Here is a 21,930-nt window from a genome sequence, read left to right on the forward strand (position 1 = left end):
ATGAGTGTGCAGTCCGTCATGCACGTGGCCGATGCCGGGCAGGCGATCCTGCCGGCCGAAGTGCCGATGTCGATGCCCGAGCAGTCCTTCCGGGACGGCCGGCTGCAGGTGCCGCGGCAACGCACTGCGCCGCGGCTGATGGCGTTGCGGCGCCTCTACATCCTGGGCGGCACGGCGGCGATGACCATCGCCGCGACCGTGATGATGTGGAAGGTGCTGGCCATGAATGGCATCAGCGTGCTCGAGGCCTGCCTGCTGGTGCTGTTCGTGGCCCTGTTCGCGTGGATCGCGCTGTCGTTCTCCGGCGCCGTGGCCGGCTTCCTCACCGCGGTCTTCGACCGGGGCTACAAGCTCGGCATCGACCCGGACCAGCCGTTGCCGGTGGTCCACACCCGCACCGCGCTGCTGATGCCCACCTATAACGAAGACCCGCGCCGGCTGCTGGCCGGGCTGCAGGCAATCTACGAATCGGTGGCCGACACCGGGCAGCTGGCGCAGTTCGATTTCTTCGTGCTCAGCGACACCCGCCGCGAGGACATCGGCCTGGCCGAGGAGCAGGCGTTCGCCGCGCTGTGCGATGCCGTGGGCGGACACGACCGCCTGTTCTACCGGCGCCGCGGTGACAACAGTGGCCGCAAGGCCGGCAACATCGCCGACTGGGTGCGCCGCTTCGGCGGTGGTTACCCGCAGATGCTGATCCTGGACGCCGACAGCCTGATGACCGGCGACACCATCGTGCGCCTGGTGGCCGGCATGGAACACAACCCCGACGTCGGCCTGATCCAGACCCTGCCGGCGGTGATCGGCGGGCGCACGCTGTTTGCGCGCATGCAGCAGTTCGGCGGGCGCGTGTACGGGCCGGTGATCGGCCGTGGCGTGGCCTGGTGGCATGGCGCGGAAAGCAACTACTGGGGCCACAACGCCATCATCCGTACCCAGGCCTTCGCCGAGAACGCCGGGCTGCCCGCGTTGCCGGGCCGCGAGCCGTTCGGCGGCCACGTGCTCAGCCATGATTTCGTCGAAGCGGCGCTGATGCGTCGCGGCGGCTGGGCCACGCACATGGTGCCCTACCTCAAGGGCAGCTACGAAGAAGGCCCGCCCACCCTCACCGACATGCTGGTCCGTGACCGGCGCTGGTGCCAGGGCAACCTGCAGCACGCCAAGGTGGTCGGCTCCAAGGGCCTGCACTGGGTGAGCCGCATGCACATGATGATCGGCATCGGCCACTACTTCACCGCGCCGATGTGGGGCATGTTGATGCTGGTCGGTATTGCCATCCCGCTGTTCCAGGGCGGCATCGATTTCAACGAAATGCTGCACCTGTCGCCGGGCGTGTACTGGCGCCACCAGGACGAAGAGAAGGTGATCCGCATGTTCGCCATCACCATGGTGGTGCTGCTCACCCCCAAGGTGCTGGGCTACATCGCCATGCTGCTGGACCGGGTGGATCGCCGTGGCTGCGGCGGCGGCATCCGCGCGCTGTTGTCGATGCTGCTGGAAACCGTGCTGGCCGCGCTGATGGCACCGGTGGTGATGTACGTGCAGTCGCGCGGCGTGGCCGAGGTGCTGGCCGGCAAGGATTCGGGCTGGGATGCGCAGCAGCGCGACGACGGCGGCATCTCCTGGCCGGCGCTCATCCGCGGCTATGGCGGGCTGAGCGTGTTCGGGCTGTTCATGGGCACCCTGGCCTATGCCGTGTCGCCGTCACTGGCGGCGTGGATGGCCCCGGTGGTGGTGGGCATGGTGCTGGCCATTCCGGTGGTGGCGCTGACCTCCTCGCGCAGTGCCGGCACGGTCATGCATCGGTTGCGGCTGATGGAGATTCCCGAGGAAACCGCACCGCCCAAGGTGCTGGTGCGCGCCGCCGAACTGCGCAAGGCCGCAGCGGAGCACACCGCGCTGGGCTGAGCGGCGCGGCATAATGCGGTTCGAACGTATTGGAGCCGCACCATGCTGGACAGCGTCATCAACGAAACCGGCACCGACCCGCAATGGGCGGTGCTGTGGCTGCACGGCCTGGGCGCCGACGGCAACGACTTCGCCCCCATCGTGCCCGAGCTGCTGCGCCCGCACTGGCCGGCCATCCGCTTCGTCTTTCCGCATGCGCCGGTACAGCCGATCACGATCAACAACGGCGTGCCGATGCGCGCCTGGTACGACATCGTCAGCATGGATTTCCGCTCGCGCGCCGACGCGGCCGGCGTGGCGGCTTCGGTGCAGGCGCTGGACACCCTGATCGACCAGCAGGTGGCCGCCGGCATTCCGGCCGAACGCATCCTGCTGGCCGGGTTCTCGCAGGGTGGGGCGGTGATCCTGAGCGCGGTACTGCGCCGCAGCCGCCCGATCGGCGGCCTGATCGCGCTGTCCACCTACCTGCCCGACCCGGAAACCGCCGCCGCCCAGCGTGCCCCCGACGGCATCCGGCCGCCGGTGTTCATGGCCCACGGCGTGCAGGACCCGGTGATTCCGCAGGCGATCGCCGCGCACACCGCGCAGACCTTGAAGGACCTCGGCTTCCCGCTGGAGTGGCATTCCTACCCGATGGCCCACCAGGTCTGCGCCGAAGAGCTGGAGGCGCTGGGCGACTGGCTGGACGCACGGTTCCGGGCCGCCTGAGCCATGAACGACCCGCGCCAGCAGCCGTGGTTGCCCGAGCTGTGCCGGTTGCCACGGCTGGCGGCGATGCTGGGCCTGGCCGAGCTGGTGGTGGTGGTAGTGGCGTTGGCGCCGGATGGCAGCCGCCACTGGAGCGTGTCTGATTTCCTGACGGCCAGCGGCTTTGCGCTGTGGCTGTCGCTGGCGGTGACGGTGTGCCTGTGCGCGGCGCGCACCGCGTTGTCGCGGTTGCCCGAAGCAGCCGGCACGGCGCTGGCGGTGGCCATGACCGTGCTGATCGCCGCCGCCTGCGCCGGCGTCGTGCACGGCCTGTACGGCGTGCTCGATGCCGAGGGCTTCGCGCGGCACATCGGGTTCTGGCGCTTCACCCTGGGCAGCGCCACCATGACCGCCCTGATCGTGGCGCTGGCGCTGCGCTACTTCTATGTCAGCGATCGCTGGGCCGCGCAGGTGGTGGCCAACGCGCGTGCCCAGGCCGACGCGCTGCAGGCGCGGATCCGCCCGCATTTCCTGTTCAACAGCATGAACCTGATCGCCAGCCTGGTGCGGCGCGACCCGGTGGTGGCCGAGCGCGCGGTGCTGGACCTGTCCGACCTGTTCCGCGCGGCGCTGGGCGCGGGCGAGGGCGACTCCACCCTGCAGGCCGAGTGCGAACTGGCCGAGCGTTACCTGTCGATCGAATCCCTGCGCCTGGGCGAACGCCTGCAGGTGCAGTGGCAGCGCGACGAACCGCTGCCGTGGTCGTTGCCGATGCCGCCGCTGGTGCTGCAGCCGCTGGTGGAAAACGCCGTGCTGCACGGCATTTCGCGGCTGCCCGGGGGCGGCACCATCGTCATCGCGTTGTCGTGCGTGGACGGCCAGCTGCATATCCGCGTGCACAACCCCGCGCCGGACCCGCAGGCACGCGCGCTGCCGCTCACCCAGGGCGCCGGCCACGCCCAGCGCAGCATCGCCCACCGGCTGGCGTGGCGGTTCGGCCCGGCCGCGCGGATGACGGGAGCATGGAGCGACGGCTACTATGCGTGCGACATCACCGTCCCGGTGCCGTGAGGAATCAGCCTTGAAGGTGGTCATTGCCGACGATGAGCCGCTGGCCCGCGAGCGCCTGCGCAGCCTGCTGGCCGAACAGGCCGGCGTAGAGGTGGTGGCCGAGGCCGAGAACGGCGAACAGGCGCTGCATGCCTGCGCCGCGCTGCAGCCGGACCTGGTGTTGCTGGACATCGCCATGCCCGGCCTGGATGGCCTGGAAGCGGCCCGTCACCTGGCCACCTTCGACCCGCGCCCGGCGGTGGTGTTCTGCACCGCCTACGACGCCCACGCGCTGTCGGCCTTCGAGGCCGCCGCGATCGACTACCTGATGAAACCGGTGCGCCCCGAACGGCTGGCCGCCGCGCTGGAGCGTGCGCGCACCTTCCTGGCCGGGCGCAGCGGGCATCCCGGTACACCCAGCCAGCAGGCCCGCACCGTGTTGTGCGCGCGCCTGCGCGGCAGCCTGCGGTTGATTCCGATCGAGGACATCCACTACCTGCAGGCCGAGGAAAAGTACGTGGTGGTGCACCACGCGCGCGGCGAAGACCTTCTCGAGGAATCGCTGAAGTCGCTGGAAGAGGAATTCGTCGGCCGTTTCGTGCGCATCCACCGCAACTGCCTGGTCGCCCGCCACGAGCTGATCGAGCTGCGACGAAATGGCGCAGGCCAGGTCCAGGCCGTGCTGCGCCATGGCAAAGCCCCGCTGGAGGTCAGCCGGCGCTGCGTGGCCAGCATCAAGCAGGACCTCCTGTAGGTATCGACCGCTGGTCGATACGCCGTTTGTCCGCGCAGCGAAGCATGCCGGCGTTGGCCGATACGCGCTGCTGCGCGGATAATGGGCAGCATGACAACCCTGCGCATCGCCACCCGAAAGAGCCCGCTTGCCCTGTGGCAGAGCGAACACGTTGCCGACCGCCTGCGCGAGGTTCACCCCGGGCTGGACGTGGTGCTGGTGCCGATGAGCACCCGTGGCGATGAAGTACTGGACCGTTCGCTGGCCGCGATTGGCGGCAAGGGCTTGTTCCTGAAGGAACTGGAGCTGGCGATGCTGCGCGGCGAGGCCGATTGCGCGGTGCACTCGCTCAAGGACGTGCCGATGGAGCTGGACGCACCGTTCGCGCTGCCGGCCATGCTGACCCGCCACGATCCGGCCGACGGCTTCATCTCCAACCTGTATGCCTCGGTGGACGCGCTGCCGATCGGCGCGCGCGTGGGCACCTCGTCGCTGCGCCGCCAGGCCCAGTTGCGCGCACTGCGCCCGGACCTGGAACTGCTGGACCTGCGGGGCAACGTCAACACGCGCCTGGCCAAGCTGGACAACGGCGGTTACGACGCGATCGTGCTGGCGGTGGCCGGGCTGGAGCGGCTGGGGCTGGGCGGGCGCATCGTGGCCCGGTTGAACGCACCGGCGTGGTTGCCGGCCCCGGCGCAGGGCGCGGTGACGGTGGAATGCAATGGCGAGGATGCACGGGTGATGGCGTTGTTCGCCGCACTCGACGATGCGCGCACCCGCGCCTGTGTGGAAGCCGAGCGCGCCATGAACCGTGCGCTGCATGGCAGCTGCCACGTGCCGGTGGCCGGGTTCGCGCAGTGGGAAGGCGAGGAGCTGTTCCTGCAGGGCCTGGTGGGCGGCGTGGCCGATGGCCGTCTGGTGCGTGCCGAGGCGCGTGGCCCGGGCCGTGACCCGGATGCGCTGGGCAGGCAGGTGGCGGCAGGGTTGCTGGCCGGTGGAGCGGGGGAGTTGTTGGGGGTTTAGCCGGGTGCCGGGTTGCCGCCCGCCGGGTTTAGGGGCAGCCGGGTTGAGGGCAGCCGACCAACGGTCGGCTCTACCCGGGGGTAGAGCCGATCGGGGACATCATTTGAATTTGTAGACCACGTTCATGGTGGTCAGGGTGTCGGTCTTGCGCTTGTCTTCGGCCACGTCGCTGTTGTAACGCGCCTGCCAGCCGGCCTTCAGCGCCAGGTGTTCGTTCATGCTCACCGACACGCCGAAATCGTTCTGGCCGAAGGTGTTGTACGAGCCCGATTCCACCAGCAGCGTGTTGACCAGGTCGGTGTTGGGGGTCAGCGAGTACTTCACGTCGAACAGGCCACGGCCGATCAGGCCGGTGCGGGTTTCATCGTCTTCGGTGTTGTGCGTGCGGCGCACACCGGGGCCGATCTGCGCATCCATGTAGAAGCGGTCGCCTTCCACCAGCCGGGTGCCGTAACCCAGACCGAACGAGCTCTGGCGGTCGTAGGTGGCGAAGTCGTCGCGTTCGTAACGCACCGTGGCCGTCAACTGGCGGTGCTCGCCCAGCTGCAACGCGCTGCCGGCGCTGCCGGTGTAGCGGTTGGCGGTGGTGTTGCGGCGCTTGGTGACCGTGCCGTCATCGGCGGTCTCGACATATTCCGAGCGCGAGCGCAGCCCGAACAGGTCCATGCTGTGCACCCAATCGTCGTCGGTGTAGCGCAGGCGCAGGCGGCCGTTGGCGCTTTCGGTGTTGCTGTTGCCGCGGGCCGAGGCGAAGCCGAGCTCACCGCCGCTGCCGCTCCATGGCGAGGTCATCGCAGCCAGATCGGTGGTGTCCTGGGCAAACGCCGCCGGGGCGCACAACAGCAGGGGAACAAGCAACGAGACGCGCAGGGACATCAACGGTTCTCCGGATCAACCAGTGGGGGACGGGCAACGGGGGATGATACTTGATGCATCCGGCGCGACATTCCCGCCATCTGCCGCCGCTTTAGGCGGGGTTCGGTCGAATGCCCTGTTCAGGGAAGATCGATGCGCAGCGCCGGGTCGTCGAAACGCGAGAAGCGCAGCGTGATCCGGAACGTCTCGCCCTTGGTCTGGCCCTGGCGCTCGATCTGCACCGGCAGACCCTGTGCATTGATCCAATACAGCATGCCGTCCGGCGCGGCGCTGGCATGGCGTACCCGGTATTTGTGGGCCGGTTGCCCGCCGATGGCGTCGCTGCCCAGGTCTTCCACCTGCAGCTGGGCCGGGGCCAGGTCCGGCGGCAACGGGTTGCGCCACTGCGCCAGCAGGCCGGGCGGCACCGGCACCTGGCGTACCTCGCCGGCGCGCTGCAGGAATAAGGTGTCGCCGATGATCAGCTGCGGGCCGTCATCGGTGACCAGCCGGTAGCGGTCGGGGGCAACGAAGTCCATCGTCGCCTCAACCGTACGCGGCCCTTGCATGCGCAGGCTGGCGTGGAAGCTGCGCAGCTGGCCGAAGCGCTGGCTGGCGCCCAGCACCGCCTGCACTGGATCCACCGCGGCCGGCACGCTGCCCTGCGCCGGGGCCGGCGCAGTGGCGGCCGGATCGGGCGCACGCGCGCAACCGGACAGCAGCAGGGACAGCACGGCAAGGGCAGGTAACAGGCGCATGACAGGCGGCAACGGGGTTTTCGGGGGCTCCACGATAGCCGAAGATGATGCCGAAGCCGCCACAACGACGGCGACTCGGACATAATCGGGTCATGGACCGATACGAACGCATCAACGCCCTGCATCGCCTGCTCAAGTCCGCCCGTTACCCGGTGACGGTGGCCACCCTGCAGGAAAAACTGGAGTGTTCCCGCGCCACCGTCTACCGCGACCTGGCCTTCCTGCGCGATGCGCTGATGGCACCGGTGGAGGGCGACGGCGAGGCCGGCTTCCGCTACCAGGACGACGAAAGCGACCGCTTCGAGCTGCCTGGCCTGTGGCTCAGTTCCGAAGAACTGCACGCGCTGCTGGCCTCCCAGCACCTGCTGGCGCGCACCGGCGGCGGCGTGCTGTCCTCGGTGCTGGCACCGCTGCAGCAGCGCATTGAAGGCCTGCTGGCCGCCCAGGCCGGCGTGTCCACCTGGCCGGTGGACCGGGTCCGGGTCATTCCGCACCGCGGCCGCAAATTCGACGAGGCCAGCTTCCGCGCCGTGGCCTCGGCCGTGCTGGAGCGCAAGCAGCTGGCGTTCGAGTACCGCGCCCGTTCCACCGACGAGGCCACCAAGCGCACCGTGTCGCCGCAGCGCATGACCCACTACCGCGACAACTGGTACCTGGATGCCTGGGATCACGGCCGCGAGGGCCTGCGCAGTTTCGCGGTGGACCGCATCTACAAGGCCCGGGTGGTCGACACCGTGGCCCGCGACGTGGATGACACCGAGCTGGACGAACAGCTCGGCGCCAGCTACGGCATCTTCTCCGGGCCGCCCAAGGGCTGGGCCACCATCGTCTTCAGTGCCAAGGCCGCGCGCTGGGTGGCCGACGAACATTGGCATTCCAAGCAGCAGGGGCGCTTCCTGGCCGACGGCCGCTACGAGTTGAAGGTGCCCTACAGCGTGTCGCGCGAACTGCTGATGGACGTGCTGCACTACGGCTCGGACGCGGAGATCATCGAACCGGTGATGCTGCGCGAACAGGCCAAGGCACTGCTGGCGCTGGCCCTCAGCAACTACGAGTGAGCGCCGGCCTCATGCCCGGCGGTCATATGCCCCCGATACCGCAGGGCCGGGGTGTGCGGTAAGGTTGGGCGCTATCGCTGCCCCCGGATACCCCCCATGAAGAAGTACCTGCTGCTCCCGCTGCTCGCCGCCTCGCTGGCCCTGGCCGCCTGCGGTAAATCCAACCCCGATTCGAAGAAGCTGGTGGTGGCCGCCACGGCCGTGCCGCACGCCGAGATCCTGGCGGTGGTCAAGCCGATCCTGCAGAAGGAAGGCCTGGAACTGGACGTGCGCGTGTTCAACGACTACGTGCAGCCCAACGACCAGCTGGTGCAGAAGCAGGTGGACGTCAACTACTTCCAGACCGAGCCCTACCTGGACGCCTACAACCGCGACCGCAAGACCAACCTGGTCAAGGTCATCGGCGTGCACATCGAGCCGTTCGGCGCGTACTCGCGCCGCTTCAAATCGCTGGACGAGGTGCCGTTCGGCGCCGACGTGGTGATCCCCAACGACCCCAGCAACAACAGCCGCGCGCTGATCCTGCTGCACAAGGCCGGGCTGATCACGCTGAAGGACCCGACCAACGCGCTGGCCACCCAGCGCGACATCATCGCCAACCCGAAGCAGCTGAAGTTCCGCGAGCTGGATTCGGCCATGCTGCCGCGCGTGCTCGACCAGGTTGACCTGGCCCTGATCAACACCAACTACGCCCTGGATGCCGGGCTCAACCCGACCCAGGACGCGCTGGCGATCGAAAGCAAGGACTCGCCGTACGTGAACTTCCTGGTGTCGCGTCCGGACAACAAGGACGACGCCCGCGTGCAGCAGCTGGCCAAGGCGTTGACCAGCCCGGAAGTGAAGGCCTTCATCGCCGAGAAGTACAAGGGCGCGGTGTTGCCGGCGTTTTGACTGAGGTGGGTCCGACCCATGGTCGGACACCCCGCCAAAAAAGGTTCTTCCGGGTCTGTCGCGAGCGTGTGGGCCCCGTCGCGGCCGGTAGGCCCCTGGTGCAAATGTCCCCCGGCCGCGGGGCGGCCTCCTCCTTTATTTTGCCCAGGAGCCTACCGGCTGCGACGGGGCTCGGCTTGCGGTATGGGCGGAAGGCAAGGCTTTTTCCTGTAGTCGTTGGGTCGGGCGCTGGGCCCCCATGCCCTTGGAGGCGAACTAAAGGGGGAGGGGGCGGCCGCAGGCCGACGCCGGAGGACATTCGCCGGAAAGGGCATGGGGGCCCAGCGCCCGACCCAACGACACCCGCGCCTGGAAAGGGCCCGCGGTTCTGCTGGCCCCGCAGACGGGCGAAGACCCAAAAACTTACCCCACCCGGAACCCCATCGTGGCCTGTACCGCCTGCTGCCAGCCGGCGTACAGCGCCTCGCGCTGGTCCACCGCCATCTGCGGCAGGAAGCGCCGGTCCACCGCCCACTGCGCGGCGATCTCGTCCCGGCTGCCCCAGAACCCCGTGGCGAGCCCGGCCAGGTAGGCCGCGCCCAGGGCAGTGGTTTCAGCCACCTGCGGGCGCACCACCGGCACGCCCAGGATGTCGCTCTGGAACTGCGCCATGAAGTCGTTGCCGATCGCACCGCCATCGGCGCGCAGCTCCTTCAGTTCGATCCCGGCGTCGGCCTGCATCGCGGCCAGCACGTCGCGGGTCTGGTAGGCCATCGACTCCACGGCGGCACGGATGAAGTGCTCCTTGCGCGTCCCGCGGGTGATGCCGAACATCGCCCCGCGCACGTCGCTGCGCCAGTACGGCGCGCCCAACCCCACAAAGGCCGGCACCAGGTACACCCCGCCGGTGTCGGGCACGCGTTCGGCATAGGCCTGGCAGTCGCTGGACCTGCCGAACATGCGCAACCCGTCGCGCAGCCACTGCACCACCGAACCGGCGACGAAGATCGAACCCTCCAGTGCGTACTCCACCTTGCCGTCGATGCCCCAGGCCAGCGTGGTCAACAAGCCGTTGCGCGATACCACCGCCTTGTCGCCGGTGTTCATCAGCATGAAACAGCCGGTGCCGTAGGTGTTCTTGGCCATGCCGGGCTCGAAGCAGGCCTGCCCGAACAGCGCGGCCTGCTGGTCGCCGGCGATCCCGGCGATGGGAATCTGCTGGTCGAAGAAGAACTGCGCCTGGGTGGTGGCATACACCTCACTGGAGCTGCGCACCGGCGGCAGCATCGCGCGCGGGATGTTGAACACCTGCAGCAGCTGGTCGTCCCACGCCAGGGTATGGATGTTGAACAGCAGCGTGCGCGCGGCATTGCTGTAGTCGGTCACGTGCGTGGTGCCACCGCTCAGGTTCCACACCAGCCAGCTGTCGATGGTGCCGAACAGCAGCTCGCCGCGCTCGGCGCGGGCCTGGGCGCCGTCCACGTGGTCCAGGATCCAGCGGATCTTGGTGGCCGAGAAATACGCATCGATCAGCAGCCCGGTGCGCTCACGCACCAGCGGCTCATGGCCGTCGGCCTGGAGCCGCTCGCAGATCGCATGGCTCTGCCGCGATTGCCACACGATGGCGTTGTGGATCGGCTGGCCGGTGGCCTTGTCCCACACCACCGTGGTTTCGCGCTGGTTGGTGATGCCGATCGCGGCGATGCTGCGCGGGTCCACCTGCTCGCGGTTGAGCAGTTCGGTCAGCGTGGTGTAGACGCTGGTGAGGATCTCGCGCGGGTCATGTTCCACCCAGCCGGGCTGGGGAAACAACTGGCTGAATTCGCGCTGCGCACTGCCGACGCTGCGGCCGGCGCGGTCGAACAGGATCGCCCGTGAACTGGTGGTGCCCTGGTCGATCGCGAGCACGTACTGCTTGTCCATGCGTTGCTCCGTACAACGAATCAAGGGTGGCCCGGTCGGGGACGTGCCACGGCCAGCGCCCCAGCCTACGCCATCGCCGCCACCCGCTGCGCGACGTACTGGGCCAGTACGTCGCGTTGCGCCGCGTCCAGCCGCAGGCCCAGCTTGGTGCGGCGCCACAGCAGGTCATCCAGGGTGCGCACCCATTCGTGCGCGATCAGGTAATCCACTTCGCGCGTGTACAGGTCCGCGCCGAAACCGGTGCCCAGCTGCACCGTGCTGGCCGCGTCGCCGAGCACGGCACTGGCGCGGCTGCCGTAGCGTCGGGCCAGCGTGGCCAGCAGCGACGGCGACACGCCCGGGTACTGCTCCTGCAGGCGTGCCAGCACCACCGGCGCAGCACCGATGTCGCCGCCGGGCAGGGGCGCGCCGTCGGCGGTCCACGCCGGTTCGCCACGGCCCAGCGCCGCGCCGAGCTGGTCCACGGCCTCTTCGGCCAAGGTGCGGTAGGTGGTGAGCTTGCCGCCCAGTACGCTCAGCAGCGGGGCCTGGCTGGCATCCAGCTGCAGGCGGTAATCGCGGGTGACCTTGGCCGCGTCGTGGTGGTGGTCGGCCAGCAGCGGCCGCACCCCGCTGTACTGCCAGACCACGTCGGCCGGCTGCACCGGCGTGCGCAGCCAGCGGTTGGCCGCTGCGCACAGGTACGCCACCTCGCTGCTGGCGGCCTGCACCTGCGCCGGGTCGCCGTCGTAGTCCACGTCCGTGGTGCCGATCAGGGTGAAGTCCTGCTCGAACGGCACCACGAACACGATGCGCTGGTCCGGCTGCTGCAGCAGGTAGGCGCTGTCGTGCGCATACAGGCGGGGCACCACGATATGACTGCCCTGTACCAGTCGCAGCCCGATCGGTGCGTCCATGCCGGCGCGCTCCAGCAGGTTGCCGGCCCAGGGCCCGGTGGCGTTGACCACGGCGCGGGTCCGCAGGCGCTGCACGCGGCCATCGGCGTGGCGCAACACCGCCCACCAGTGGTCACGGTGGCGGATCAGCTGTTCGCAGCGGGTGCGCACGTGGATCTGCGCGCCGCGTTCGTGCGCGTCCAGAGCATTCAGCACAACCAGCCGCGCATCATCCACGCGCGCATCGGAGTAGCTGAAGCCCGTGCGGAAGCCCGGTTGCAGCGCCGCACCGCGCGGGTCGCTGTGCAGGTCCAGCCGCCGGGAGCGCGGGAACGCGCTGCCGGCGTGGCCCAGGTGGTCGTACAGCCACAGCCCGGCGTGCAGCATCCAGCCCGGCCGCAGGTGTGCGGCATGCGGCAGCACGAATCGGGTAGGGACCACCAGGTGCGGGGCGAGCCGCTGCAGCACGCTGCGCTCGCGAAGCGCCTTGCGCACCAGTCCGAACTCGCCGTACTGCAGGTAGCGCAGGCCGCCGTGGATCAGCTTGGTACTGGCGCTGGAGGTGTGTGAGGCCAGGTCGTCCTGTTCGCACAGGCACACCGACCAGCCGCGCCCGGCCGCGTCACGGGCAATGCCGGCGCCGTTGATGCCGCCGCCCACCACCAGCACGTCGAGAAGGTCCTGTCCGGTTCCGGTATTGCCCATGCGCGCTCCCCGTTTCGCGTCAGGGCCAGTATTGCCGCGCGCGGGGCAAGACGGAATGAACGCCTGGCCGTGCGCCTGAAACAACAACGGGCCCGCGAGGGGCCCGTTGCGTTACTGCGTGTTGGCTGGCCGGTGCTTAGAAGCGGGCACCGATGCCGAAGCCGACGGTCCACGGATCCAGCTTGGCCTTGTCGCCGGTCTTGTCACCGTTGACGGTCAGTTCCGGGCGCGAATGCATGTAGCGGGCATCGGCGCGGGCGAACCAGGTGCTGTTGATGTTCATGTCCACGCCCACGGTGCCGATGGCGCCCTTGGCGGTTTCCAGCCCGATGTGGCCTACGTCGCTGGCCAGGTCTTCATTGCTGAAGTTCGACTCGTAGTAACCGACGCCCACGAACGGACGGAACACATTGTCGGCCTGGCCGAAGTGGTACTGGCCGCTCAGCGCGATCGGCTGCTGCTCAACCGTGCCCAGGCGCGCACCGTTGGTGCCGCGCACGCGGTGGTCGAACTTGTCGGCTGCGCCCCACAGTTCCACGGCCCAGTTGTCGTTGATGTAGTAGCTGAAGCTGACCGTCGGCGCCGGGCCACCGTCTACCTTGCGCACGCCGTCGATGGGATCGTTCTTGGGCTGCAGCAGCGACACGCCGCCGACCACGGCAAAATGCTTGCCCGAGGCGGTGTCGTCAGTGGTGGTGGTGTCCTGCGCGAAAGCGGCCGGTGCAAAGGCCAGTGCGGTCAGGGTTGCCAGGGTCAGGGTACGGATGGAGCGCATGGGGGAATCTCCTCAGGTATTTTTTTGTTCTGGGCCCCGTTGCTTCCGGGGCGAGGCAAACGTAGTCCCCGCAACATGAATCGAATCCGACGCGCGTTAAATTTTAGTTTGTTCCGTTCAGCGAACAGCGGAAAATCCCTGCAATCGCGGGCAATTTGGCCGGCGAAGATGTTCATGCACCTGTTGGAGATGTGATGGAAGCAACCACGTGCATCGGCTTGCCCGCGCAGGTATCACCGCAGTGCCGCGTGTTGGTGCTGGGCTCCATGCCCGGTGTGGCGTCGCTGCTGGCCGCGCAGTACTACGCACATCCGCGCAATCGGTTCTGGCCGCTGATGCAGTTGTTGTGCGGCGTGGAGGCAACGCTTGCCTACCCCGCGCGCATGGCCGCACTCAACGCGGCCGGCGTGGGCCTGTGGGATGTCATCGGGCGCTGCGAGCGACGTGGCAGCCTGGATGCGTCGATCGTGCGCGGCAGTGAAGTTCCCAATGCGCTGCCTGCACTGATGGCCGGATTGCCCCGGCTGCAGGCCATCGCCTGCAACGGCGGCACTGCCCACCAGCTGTTCATGGCCCGCATTGCACCGGCGCTGCCGGTCACCGATGGCGCGCCGGTGGTCTGGTCGCTGCCGTCCACCAGCCCGGCCAATGCGGCCTGGCCGCTGCCCCGGCTGCAGGCGGCATGGCAGCCGCTGGCGGACGCGTTGCAGGGCTGAGGGAATGGCCCGGGCCGGACAATACGGTACCGACTGGAAAATACTGCTTCGTGCTGTACCAAGCACAAGCCCGCCAAGGCAGGCCACTGCAACAGCTTGTCCCGGGACAGGGGCAGCAAAAAATCGCCCAGCCGGTTGGCGCTGCCGCCTCCTGCCCTACAATAGGCGATTCCCTACACCAGATTGCCGGAGTTATCCCCATGGCCGAAATCAAGGAAGCACTTGTCCCCGATATCGGTGACTACAGCGATATCCCGGTAATCGAGGTGCTGGTCGCCGTTGGTGACACCGTCAAGAAGGACCAGGGCCTGGTCACGCTGGAATCGGACAAGGCCACGATGGAAGTGCCGTCCTCGGTGGCGGGCGTGGTCAAGGAGATCAAGGTCAAGATCGGCGACAACCTGTCCGAGGGCAAGGTCGTGGCGCTGATCGAAGTGGCCGAAGGCGAGGCCACGCCGGCCGCTGCCGCTGCCCCGGCTGCCGCCGCCAAGACCGAAGCCGCCGAGACCGCGACCAAGGTCGAGCCGGTTGCCGCCCCGGCGCAGCCGGACAAGCTGGCCGCCCGCGAGATCGAGCAGGCCGCCGCCAAGCCGACCCAGCCGGCCCCGGCCGCTGCGACCCCGTCGGCCGGCGCGCCGACCAGCCCGCCGGTGCAGTTCAACGCCGACAGCGTGCTGCCGCAGAAGGTGCCCTATGCCTCCCCCGCGGTGCGCGTGTTCGCTCGCGAACTGGGCGTGGACCTGAACCAGCTGAGCGGCACCGAGAAGGGTGGCCGCATCACCAAGGGCGACGTGCAGACGTTCGTCAAGTCCGCGCTGACCGGCGGCGTCGCTGCCAGCGGCGGCACCGCGGCCGCCGGTGGTGGCCTGAACCTGCTGCCGTGGCCGAAGGTGGACTTCAGCAAGTTCGGTGAGGTCGAGGTCCAGCCGCTGTCGCGGATCAAGAAGATCTCCGGCGCCAACCTGGCGCGCAACTGGGCCATGATCCCGCACGTCACCCAGTTCGAGCAGGCCGACATCACCGAGCTGGAGGCCCTGCGCGTGGCCCTGAACAAGGAAAACGAGAAGGCTGGCATCAAGCTGACCATGCTCGCCTTCCTGGTCAAGGCCAGCGCCGCGGCGCTGAAGAAGTTCCCCGAGTTCAACGCCTCGCTGGATGCCAGCGGCGAGAACCTGACCCTGAAGAAGTACTTCAACATCGGCTTCGCCGCCGATACGCCGAGCGGCCTGGTCGTGCCGGTGATCCGCGATGTCGACAAGAAGGGCGTGGTGCAGATCGCGCAGGAATCGGGCGAACTGGCCAAGAAGGCGCGCGACGGCAAGCTGGGCCCGGCCGACATGAGCGGTGGCTGCTTCTCGATCAGCTCGCTGGGCGGGATCGGTGGCACCGCGTTCACCCCCATCGTCAATGCACCGGAAGTGGCCATCCTGGGCGTGTCCAAGTCGTCGATCCAGCCGGTCTGGAACGGCAAGGAATTCGCCCCGAAGCTGATGCTGCCGCTGTCGCTGAGCTACGACCACCGCGTCATCGACGGTGCGCTGGCCGCCCGCTTCACCACCTACCTGTCGCAGGTGCTGGCCGACATGCGGCGCGTGCTGCTGTGAGGCAAGGCCTGGCGTTGCAGCCGGGCAGGGCCGCCATGAAGCCGGGCAGAGCCCGGCTCTACGTGGCTTTGGTGCTGGGCATGGTGCCGGCGGCGCAGGCGCTCGCGGCGGACTGCAGCTCCGGCCTCGGCCGCGGCTGGCCGCCGGCGGTGGGCAACTACGGCCAGGCCGTGGAAACCCTGTTCGAAGGCAAGGCACAGCCGGCGCTGTCGCTGGTGACCCTGCCCAAGAGCGGGGTTGAAACCGGCGTGGCACTGCTGCCGGGCACCCAGGAACAGGAATGGACGCTGCGTTACAGCCGCGCCGACAAGCGGGTCTACAGCTGGAACAACAGCGCCCGCCAGGGCGGTCTTGAACTGCGCGTGGACCAGGAGCCGGACCAGTACCAGGTCAGCATCCCGGCCGCGCTGGCACAGCGCCTGGTGCGCAGCTGGCAGGCCGCGCTGGACGCGGCGGTGCCGGCCGACCGCAAGGCGGCGGTGCTGGACGGCGAGGTGCTGTCCTTCCAGGTGGGCGGGCAGCGCTTCAGCGGCCCGCGCCCGGAATGCGGTACCGGCAAGCTGATGATGAAACAGGTGGCGCTGCTGATCGAAGCCAGCGACACCAAGGAAAAGAAGCTCGACCGTCGCTGGAAAGATCTGGACGAGTCGCTCGACGAACTGCAGCAACTGCTCGCCGGCACCGCCGGCTGAGTACCAGGAGAACAACAATGGCCGCAATTGAAATCAAGGTTCCCGACATCGGCGATTACAGCGGTGTGCCGGTGATCGAACTGCTGGTTGCCGTGGGCGACACGGTGAAGAAGGACCAGGGTCTGGTCACGCTGGAGTCGGACAAGGCAACGCTGGAAGTGCCGTCGTCGGCCGCCGGCGTGGTCAAGGAAATCAAGGTCAAGCTCGGCGACAACCTGTCCGAAGGCGACGTGGTGCTGCTGCTGGACGCCGAAGGCGAGGCCGCCGCACCGGCTGCGCCGGCCAAGGCCGACGCACCCAAGGCGGAGGCCGCACCGGCCAGCAAGCCGCCGGTGACCCCGTCGCACCGCGCCCCGGCCGAACCGGCCGCGCCGCAGCCGGCGCTGTCGTCGGGCAAGCCGGCCGACATCGAATGCAAGATGGTGGTGCTGGGCGCCGGCCCGGGCGGTTACACCGCCGCGTTCCGCTCGGCCGACCTGGGCGTGGACACGGTGTTGATCGAGCGGTACGCCAGCCTCGGCGGCGTCTGCCTCAACGTGGGCTGCATTCCGTCCAAGGCGCTGCTGCATGCTGCCGCGGTGATCGATGAAGTCGCCCATGCCGGTGATTTCGGCGTCGAGTTCGGCGCGCCCACGATCACCCTGGACAAGCTGCGCGGCTTCAAGGAAAAGGTGGTCACCCAGCTGACCAAGGGCCTGGCCGGCATGGCCAAGCAGCGCAAGGTGCGCACGGTGCAGGGCCTGGCCACGTTCGTGTCGGCCAACGAGCTGGAGATCGTCGGCGACGACGGCAAGACCCAGCTGCTGCGTTTCGAGCAGTGCATCATCGCCGCCGGTTCGCAGGCGGTGAAGCTGCCGAACTTCCCGTGGGACGACAAGCGCGTGATGGATTCCACCGATGCATTGGAGCTGGCCGAGGTGCCGGGTTCGTTGCTGGTGGTGGGCGGCGGCATCATCGGCCTGGAAATGGCGACGGTGTATGCGGCCCTGGGCAGCAAGGTGACGGTGGTGGAGTTCATGGACCAGCTGATGCCGGGCGCCGACAAGGACCTGGTGAAGCCGCTGGCCGACCGTCTGAAGAAGCAGGGCGTGGAGGTTCATCTGAAGACCAAGGCGTCGGGCGTGAGCGCCGACGCCAAGGGCATCACGGTGACCTTCGAAGCCGCCGAGGAAGGTCAGACGCCGGCATTGGCGCAGGGCACCTTCGACCGCGTGCTGGTGGCCGTGGGCCGCTCGCCGAACGGCAAGAAGATCGACGCGGACAAGGCCGGCGTGCAGGTCACCGACCGCGGCTTCATTCCGGTCGACCGGCAGATGCGCACCAACGTGCCGCACATCTTTGCCATCGGCGATATCGTCGGCAACCCGATGCTGGCCCACAAGGCCACGCATGAGGGCAAGCTGGCGGCCGAAGTGGCTGCCGGCCACAAGAAGGAGTGGGTGGCCCGCGTGATTCCGTCGGTGGCCTACACCAACCCGGAAATCGCCTGGGTCGGCGTGACCGAGACCGAAGCCAAGGCCAAGGGCCTGAAGGTCGGCGTGGCCAAGTTCCCGTGGGCCGCCAGCGGCCGCGCGATCGGCATCGGTCGCACCGAGGGCTTCACCAAGCTGATCTTCGACGAAGACAGCCATCGCATCATCGGTGGTGCCATCGTCGGTGTGCATGCTGGTGATCTGCTGGCCGAGATCGGCCTGGCAATCGAGATGGGTGCAGAGGCCGAGGACATCGGCCACACCATCCATGCGCACCCGACGCTGAGCGAATCAGTGGCGATGGCCTCGGAAATCTACGACGGCACGATCACCGATCTGTACATGCCCAAGAAGCGGTAAATCACGTCCGTTGGTCGCGACACCGGTTCAACAAAAACCCCGGCAAACGCCGGGGTTTTTCGTTGCTGCGTGGCGCGGGGCGGGGCTGTGTCTTTGCCTGCTTTGGTCGCGACCGGATGGGCCCCTTCGTGACCGGCAGGCCTTTCTGCAAATGTCCCCCGGCGCCGGCCTACGGCCGTCACCTCCTCCTTTATTTTGCGAAAGACCTGCCGGCCACGAAGGGGCTCCGCTTGCTGCAAGAAACAGCGTCGCTCCTTGGTGCCCTCCACACCTGTTGCCTGACAGCCCACCCAAACAAAAACGCGACAACAGGTTGCCCTGTTGCCGCGCTCGGAGAGAGGTTCTGCGGTTGCTTAGAAGGTGAGGCTGATGCCGGCCACCGGACCCTTGAATTCCTGCTTCAGGCCGATGGTGCCGTCGCTGCCCTTCTGGTCCACGTCCAGCTTGAACCAGTCGTAGCCGGCGAACACGCCGAAGTTCTTGGTCAGGCGGTAATCCACGATCGCATTGGCGCGGGTCAGGTCGCCCTTGTAGTCGTCGAAGTTGCCCCAGCTCGTGTTGAGGTACTGGCCCTGCAGCGTGATCAGCCACTTTTCCGACGGCGTGAAGCTCATGCGGGCGCCCACCACCGGGGCCACACCATCGGCCTTCTCGTCGAGGAAGCGGCCCTGGTACAGGTCACCCACGTCGGCATAGGCCTTGGTGCTCACCTTGGCGTACTCGGCACCCAGCTGCAGGCCCAGGTCGAACTTCTCGGTGTCCACCACCGAGTAGTCGTACACCAGGCTGGCCACCTGATACTTCAGCTCGCCCTTGACGAAGCTGTCGGCAGGCACCGTCACGCCGCCGTAGGAAATGTCCTGGCCGAGCGTCTCGCGGCGGTCCTTGTCGTACTTGAAGTAGTTGAACAGCAGGCGCTGGCGGTCGCTGATGCGGAACATACCGTCGATGCGCGGCTCCCACTCCTTGCCACCCAGCTTGAAGTCCTCGGAGAAGCCCACGTCCTGGCCGGCAACGGTGGTGTTGCCACGGATCGTGTTGTCCGAATCGATGTTCATCGCGCCCAGGCGCAGGGCGAAGCGATCATCACCTTCAGCGGCGCTGGCAGTGTTGGCGTGGGTCAGTGCCGCCATGGCCAGCGGCAGGGCGAGCAGGGGGAGCATCAGGCGCATCGGTGTGTGTCCTTGCAGTGATTCATTGATGTGGAATCACTTTGCCCAGCGCCGCGTCCACCATTCGTGAACGTATGGTGGACGCTGTGTGTACCGTTCATGCGCCGGGGCGTGCCGTCGGTCACATCGGTGGCCGCAACGCGCCCTGGAGCCCGTTCAGGCAACCGCCGTGGCGCGGATTCGGCGCCAACGACCGGGCCACGGCCGGAAAAAAAGTGGCCCCGGAGAGAGTTCGGGGCCACTTTGGGGTGCCAGACCTGCCACAAGGGCGTCGACGAGGATCGAAATGAGCAGGTCGATTGATCTGACAGGAGGCTGCGACCAAAGTTCAATTGGTGCGTCGCAACAGGCGTAGAGCCAGTCAGGCCGGGATTAGCCCGCCGGTGGAACGCAAAATCTGTGGCGATGCAGCAACTTGCGGCTATCCGGGATGAACAGGGGGCGGTTGTCTCGCAAATTGTCCCGTTGCTATAATTTGGCGGCTCGACGGGGCGCTTGCTTGCGACCTCGGCCTTTCTACTCAAGATCTTGCAGGACATACGTGTGCTGAACTCCGTTGATTCGGGTCGGCGACTGATGCTGCGCGCAGCGGTTTACCCGCTGGCTGCAGTGGCTGTCCTGGCTCTGGCCTTCCTGCTGCTGGCAGGAACGATGTACGCCCTGGGGGCGCTGGCATCGGGTGTGGCGGTGTCGGCCGGTGGCTGGGTCGCGGCGCGCATGGCGTTGGGTGGCGGGGTGCAGGCGGCTGGATCGGCAATGACCCGCCTGATCCTGGCCGTGGTGGCAAAGTGGGTACTCGTTTTCGGTGTCCTGATGGTGGGGTTCCTGGTCTTCAAGCTGCCTGCATTGGCGCTGTTGGCCGGTATCGCCGTCGGGTTGATGTTCCAGGTCCTGGCTCTGGCCAGGCGCTGATCCCCTTTATTTAACTCAAGGTTCCGGACACATGGCAGGCGAGGCGCTGACACCCACCTCCTACATCCAACATCACCTGCACAACCTGACGTTCCATATGCAGGAAGGTGGTTTCTGGGCGATCCACGTCGACACCATGGTGACTTCGGTCCTGATGGGCCTGTTGATGGTGTTCGGCTTCTGGATGGCAACCCGCAAGGCCACCGCCGGCGTGCCGGGCAAGTGGCAGGCGTTCGTGGAGATCTGCCTGGAGTTCGTTGACCGCCAGGCCAAGGACACCTACCACGGCACCAGCAAGCTGGTGACCCCGATCGCCATCACGATCTTCTTCTGGATCCTCCTGATGAACCTCATCAAGATGATCCCGGCCGACTTCATCGCCCTGCCGCTGGAAGCCCTCGGCGTGCCGTACTGGAAGCCGGTCCCCACCGCCGACGTCAATGCCACCCTGGGCATGTCGATCAGCGTGTTCTTCCTGATGCTGTTCTTCGCGTTGCGTGCCAAGGGTATTGGTGGCTTCACCAAGGAATTCCTGACCGCACCGTTCGGCAAGTGGATGATGCCGTTCAACCTGATCCTCAACATCGTCGAGTGGCTCAGCAAGCCGATCTCGCTGGCGATGCGACTGTTCGGCAACATGTTCGGCGGCGAAATCGTCTTCCTGCTGATCTGGGTGCTGGGCAGCGCGGGTATCGCCGGCGCCATCGCAGGCGGTGCATTCGGCCTGGGCTGGATGCTGTTCCATCTGCTGGTGATTCCGCTGCAGGCCTTCATCTTCATGATGTTGTCCATCGTGTACCTGAGCCTGTCGGAAGACGCTCACTGAGTTTTCGCTTCACCCTTCATCCGTTTGTTTCTAAACCCTTAGCTATTCAAAGTTCCAGGAGAAAACCATGTACCTCGCCGTCCTGACCAACCTCGCCCAAGTCCAGAGCTCCACCGTCCTCGCCGTCGGCATCATGATCGGCCTGGCCGCGCTCGGTGCCGGTCTTGGTCTGGCCATCATGTCCGGTAAGTTCCTGGAATCGGCTGCCCGCCAGCCGGAACTGATTCCGGTCCTGCAGGTCCGCATGTTCATCACCGCCGGCCTGATCGACGCCGCGTTCATCATCTCGGTCGCCGTCGGCCTGCTGCTGGCCTTCGCCAACCCGACCATCGGCGAGTTCGTTGCCCGTCTGCCGGCCGTTGCAGGCTGATCCAGCGAAAGCGAAACGATCAGGCGCCGTGTGCGCCTGATCGCGGATGAAGGAAAGGCTGCGCCGCCTTGGGCGGCGCAACCACCCCATCACCCCAGATTGAGCGAACCCCATGGATATCGGTTTTACCCTCGTTGCCCAGGCACTGGCTTTCGCCGGTCTGATCTGGATCATCGCGACCAAGATCTGGCCGCCGTTGATGAACGCCATCGAAGAGCGCCAGCAGAAGATCGCTGAAGGCCTCGCCGCTGCTGACCGCAGCCAGAAGGATCTGGCCCAGGCGCAGGAAAAGGTCAACGAAGCACTGAAGGATGCACGCGGCAAGGCCAACGAGATCATCGACCAGGCCCACGCGCGCGCCAACCAGATCGTTGAAGCCGCCAAGAATGAAGCCATCGCCGAAGCGAACCGCCAGAAAGATCTGGCCCACGCTGAAATCGAGGCTGCCGCCAACCGTGCCCGTGAAGATCTGCGCAAGCAGGTATCCGCACTGGCCGTGAGCGGTGCCGAAAAGCTGCTCAAGCGCGAAATCGACGCCAACGCCCACAAGGCGCTGCTCGACGAGCTGGCATCGGAGATCTGATCG

General features: G+C 67.3%; 21 protein-coding genes. 15 read left to right on the top strand and 6 right to left on the bottom strand.

Annotated features, from left to right (window positions below):
- The 5 genes from mdoH (at position 1) to hemC (ending at position 5,401) form a co-directional block, all read left to right on the top strand.
- Positions 1-1,908, top strand: a complete 1,908-nt coding sequence (mdoH, locus tag DX03_RS02475; RefSeq protein WP_038686064.1) for a glucans biosynthesis glucosyltransferase MdoH — start codon at positions 1-3, stop codon at positions 1,906-1,908.
- A gap of 42 nt (positions 1,909-1,950) precedes the next feature.
- The gene (locus DX03_RS02480; RefSeq protein WP_038686066.1) at positions 1,951-2,616 is read left to right on the top strand and encodes an alpha/beta hydrolase; all 666 of its coding nucleotides are present in this window, start codon (positions 1,951-1,953) and stop codon (positions 2,614-2,616) included.
- 3 nt (positions 2,617-2,619) lie between these two features.
- Positions 2,620-3,666 carry a sensor histidine kinase gene (locus DX03_RS02485; protein ID WP_038686068.1) on the top strand — a complete coding sequence of 349 codons (1,047 nt, stop codon included), beginning with the start codon at positions 2,620-2,622 and terminating at the stop codon, positions 3,664-3,666.
- Positions 3,635-4,399 carry a LytR/AlgR family response regulator transcription factor gene (locus DX03_RS02490; protein WP_185753450.1) on the top strand — a complete coding sequence of 255 codons (765 nt, stop codon included), beginning with the start codon at positions 3,635-3,637 and terminating at the stop codon, positions 4,397-4,399. The genes DX03_RS02485 and DX03_RS02490 overlap by 32 nt, the downstream gene beginning before the upstream one ends.
- 90 nt (positions 4,400-4,489) lie before the next feature.
- On the top strand, positions 4,490-5,401 hold the full coding sequence (gene hemC, locus DX03_RS02495) for a hydroxymethylbilane synthase (RefSeq protein ID WP_038691783.1): 912 nt from the start codon (positions 4,490-4,492) through the stop codon (positions 5,399-5,401).
- Positions 5,402-5,500: 99 nt separating this feature from the next.
- Here hemC and DX03_RS02500 read toward each other — a convergent pair whose 3' ends face one another.
- Both DX03_RS02500 and DX03_RS02505 read right to left on the bottom strand, forming a co-directional pair.
- On the bottom strand, positions 5,501-6,277 hold the full coding sequence (locus tag DX03_RS02500; RefSeq protein ID WP_038686071.1) for a DUF481 domain-containing protein: 777 nt from the start codon (positions 6,275-6,277) through the stop codon (positions 5,501-5,503).
- A gap of 119 nt (positions 6,278-6,396) precedes the next feature.
- Entirely contained in the window at positions 6,397-7,014 is a 618-nt protein-coding gene (locus DX03_RS02505; RefSeq protein ID WP_038686072.1) for a hypothetical protein, read from the bottom strand.
- 92 nt (positions 7,015-7,106) lie between these two features.
- Here DX03_RS02505 and DX03_RS02510 point away from each other — a divergent pair, with 92 nt between their 5' ends.
- The gene (locus tag DX03_RS02510) at positions 7,107-8,072 is read left to right on the top strand and encodes a helix-turn-helix transcriptional regulator (RefSeq protein ID WP_038686074.1); all 966 of its coding nucleotides are present in this window, start codon (positions 7,107-7,109) and stop codon (positions 8,070-8,072) included.
- Between the two features lie 96 nt (positions 8,073-8,168).
- Entirely contained in the window at positions 8,169-8,963 is a 795-nt protein-coding gene (locus tag DX03_RS02515) for a MetQ/NlpA family ABC transporter substrate-binding protein (RefSeq protein ID WP_038686076.1), read from the top strand.
- Between the two features lie 402 nt (positions 8,964-9,365).
- On the opposite strand, the gene glpK is transcribed toward DX03_RS02515, so the two are convergent.
- From glpK to DX03_RS02530, 3 genes are all read right to left on the bottom strand, one after another.
- Positions 9,366-10,865, bottom strand: coding sequence for a glycerol kinase GlpK (glpK, locus tag DX03_RS02520; protein ID WP_038686078.1), 1,500 nt, complete (start codon positions 10,863-10,865; stop codon positions 9,366-9,368).
- A 65-nt stretch (positions 10,866-10,930) separates the two neighbouring features.
- Positions 10,931-12,445 carry a glycerol-3-phosphate dehydrogenase gene (gene glpD / locus DX03_RS02525; RefSeq protein WP_038686079.1) on the bottom strand — a complete coding sequence of 505 codons (1,515 nt, stop codon included), beginning with the start codon at positions 12,443-12,445 and terminating at the stop codon, positions 10,931-10,933.
- 136 nt (positions 12,446-12,581) lie between these two features.
- On the bottom strand, positions 12,582-13,220 hold the full coding sequence (locus tag DX03_RS02530) for an OmpW/AlkL family protein (protein WP_038686081.1): 639 nt from the start codon (positions 13,218-13,220) through the stop codon (positions 12,582-12,584).
- Between the two features lie 194 nt (positions 13,221-13,414).
- On the opposite strand from DX03_RS02530, the gene DX03_RS02535 reads away from it, so the two are divergent.
- From DX03_RS02535 to lpdA, 4 genes are all read left to right on the top strand, one after another.
- Positions 13,415-13,936: a DNA-deoxyinosine glycosylase gene (locus DX03_RS02535; RefSeq protein WP_038686083.1), complete on the top strand. Its 522-nt coding sequence runs from the start codon at positions 13,415-13,417 to the stop codon at positions 13,934-13,936.
- Between the two features lie 200 nt (positions 13,937-14,136).
- Entirely contained in the window at positions 14,137-15,540 is a 1,404-nt protein-coding gene (gene aceF, locus DX03_RS02540) for a dihydrolipoyllysine-residue acetyltransferase (RefSeq protein WP_038686085.1), read from the top strand.
- Positions 15,541-15,575: 35 nt separating this feature from the next.
- The gene (locus tag DX03_RS02545) at positions 15,576-16,232 is read left to right on the top strand and encodes a hypothetical protein (protein WP_051598720.1); all 657 of its coding nucleotides are present in this window, start codon (positions 15,576-15,578) and stop codon (positions 16,230-16,232) included.
- A gap of 17 nt (positions 16,233-16,249) precedes the next feature.
- Positions 16,250-18,064: a dihydrolipoyl dehydrogenase gene (gene lpdA, locus DX03_RS02550; protein ID WP_038686087.1), complete on the top strand. Its 1,815-nt coding sequence runs from the start codon at positions 16,250-16,252 to the stop codon at positions 18,062-18,064.
- A gap of 353 nt (positions 18,065-18,417) precedes the next feature.
- On the opposite strand, the gene DX03_RS02555 is transcribed toward lpdA, so the two are convergent.
- On the bottom strand, positions 18,418-19,227 hold the full coding sequence (locus DX03_RS02555; protein WP_425598308.1) for a hypothetical protein: 810 nt from the start codon (positions 19,225-19,227) through the stop codon (positions 18,418-18,420).
- A gap of 552 nt (positions 19,228-19,779) precedes the next feature.
- Between DX03_RS02555 and DX03_RS02560 the strand changes: the two genes are divergently transcribed.
- From DX03_RS02560 to DX03_RS02575, 4 genes are all read left to right on the top strand, one after another.
- Positions 19,780-20,148: a hypothetical protein gene (locus DX03_RS02560; protein WP_181394075.1), complete on the top strand. Its 369-nt coding sequence runs from the start codon at positions 19,780-19,782 to the stop codon at positions 20,146-20,148.
- Between the two features lie 31 nt (positions 20,149-20,179).
- Complete coding sequence (atpB, locus tag DX03_RS02565) at positions 20,180-20,974, top strand: F0F1 ATP synthase subunit A (RefSeq protein ID WP_038686091.1); 795 nt, start codon at positions 20,180-20,182, stop codon at positions 20,972-20,974.
- Between the two features lie 67 nt (positions 20,975-21,041).
- Entirely contained in the window at positions 21,042-21,344 is a 303-nt protein-coding gene (gene atpE / locus DX03_RS02570) for a F0F1 ATP synthase subunit C (RefSeq protein ID WP_038686092.1), read from the top strand.
- A 112-nt stretch (positions 21,345-21,456) separates the two neighbouring features.
- The gene (locus DX03_RS02575; protein ID WP_038686094.1) at positions 21,457-21,927 is read left to right on the top strand and encodes a F0F1 ATP synthase subunit B; all 471 of its coding nucleotides are present in this window, start codon (positions 21,457-21,459) and stop codon (positions 21,925-21,927) included.
- Positions 21,928-21,930 lie beyond the last annotated feature (3 nt).

The organism is Stenotrophomonas rhizophila (genome assembly GCF_000661955.1).
In the GTDB taxonomy this organism is placed as follows: Bacteria; Pseudomonadota; Gammaproteobacteria; order Xanthomonadales; family Xanthomonadaceae; genus Stenotrophomonas; species Stenotrophomonas rhizophila.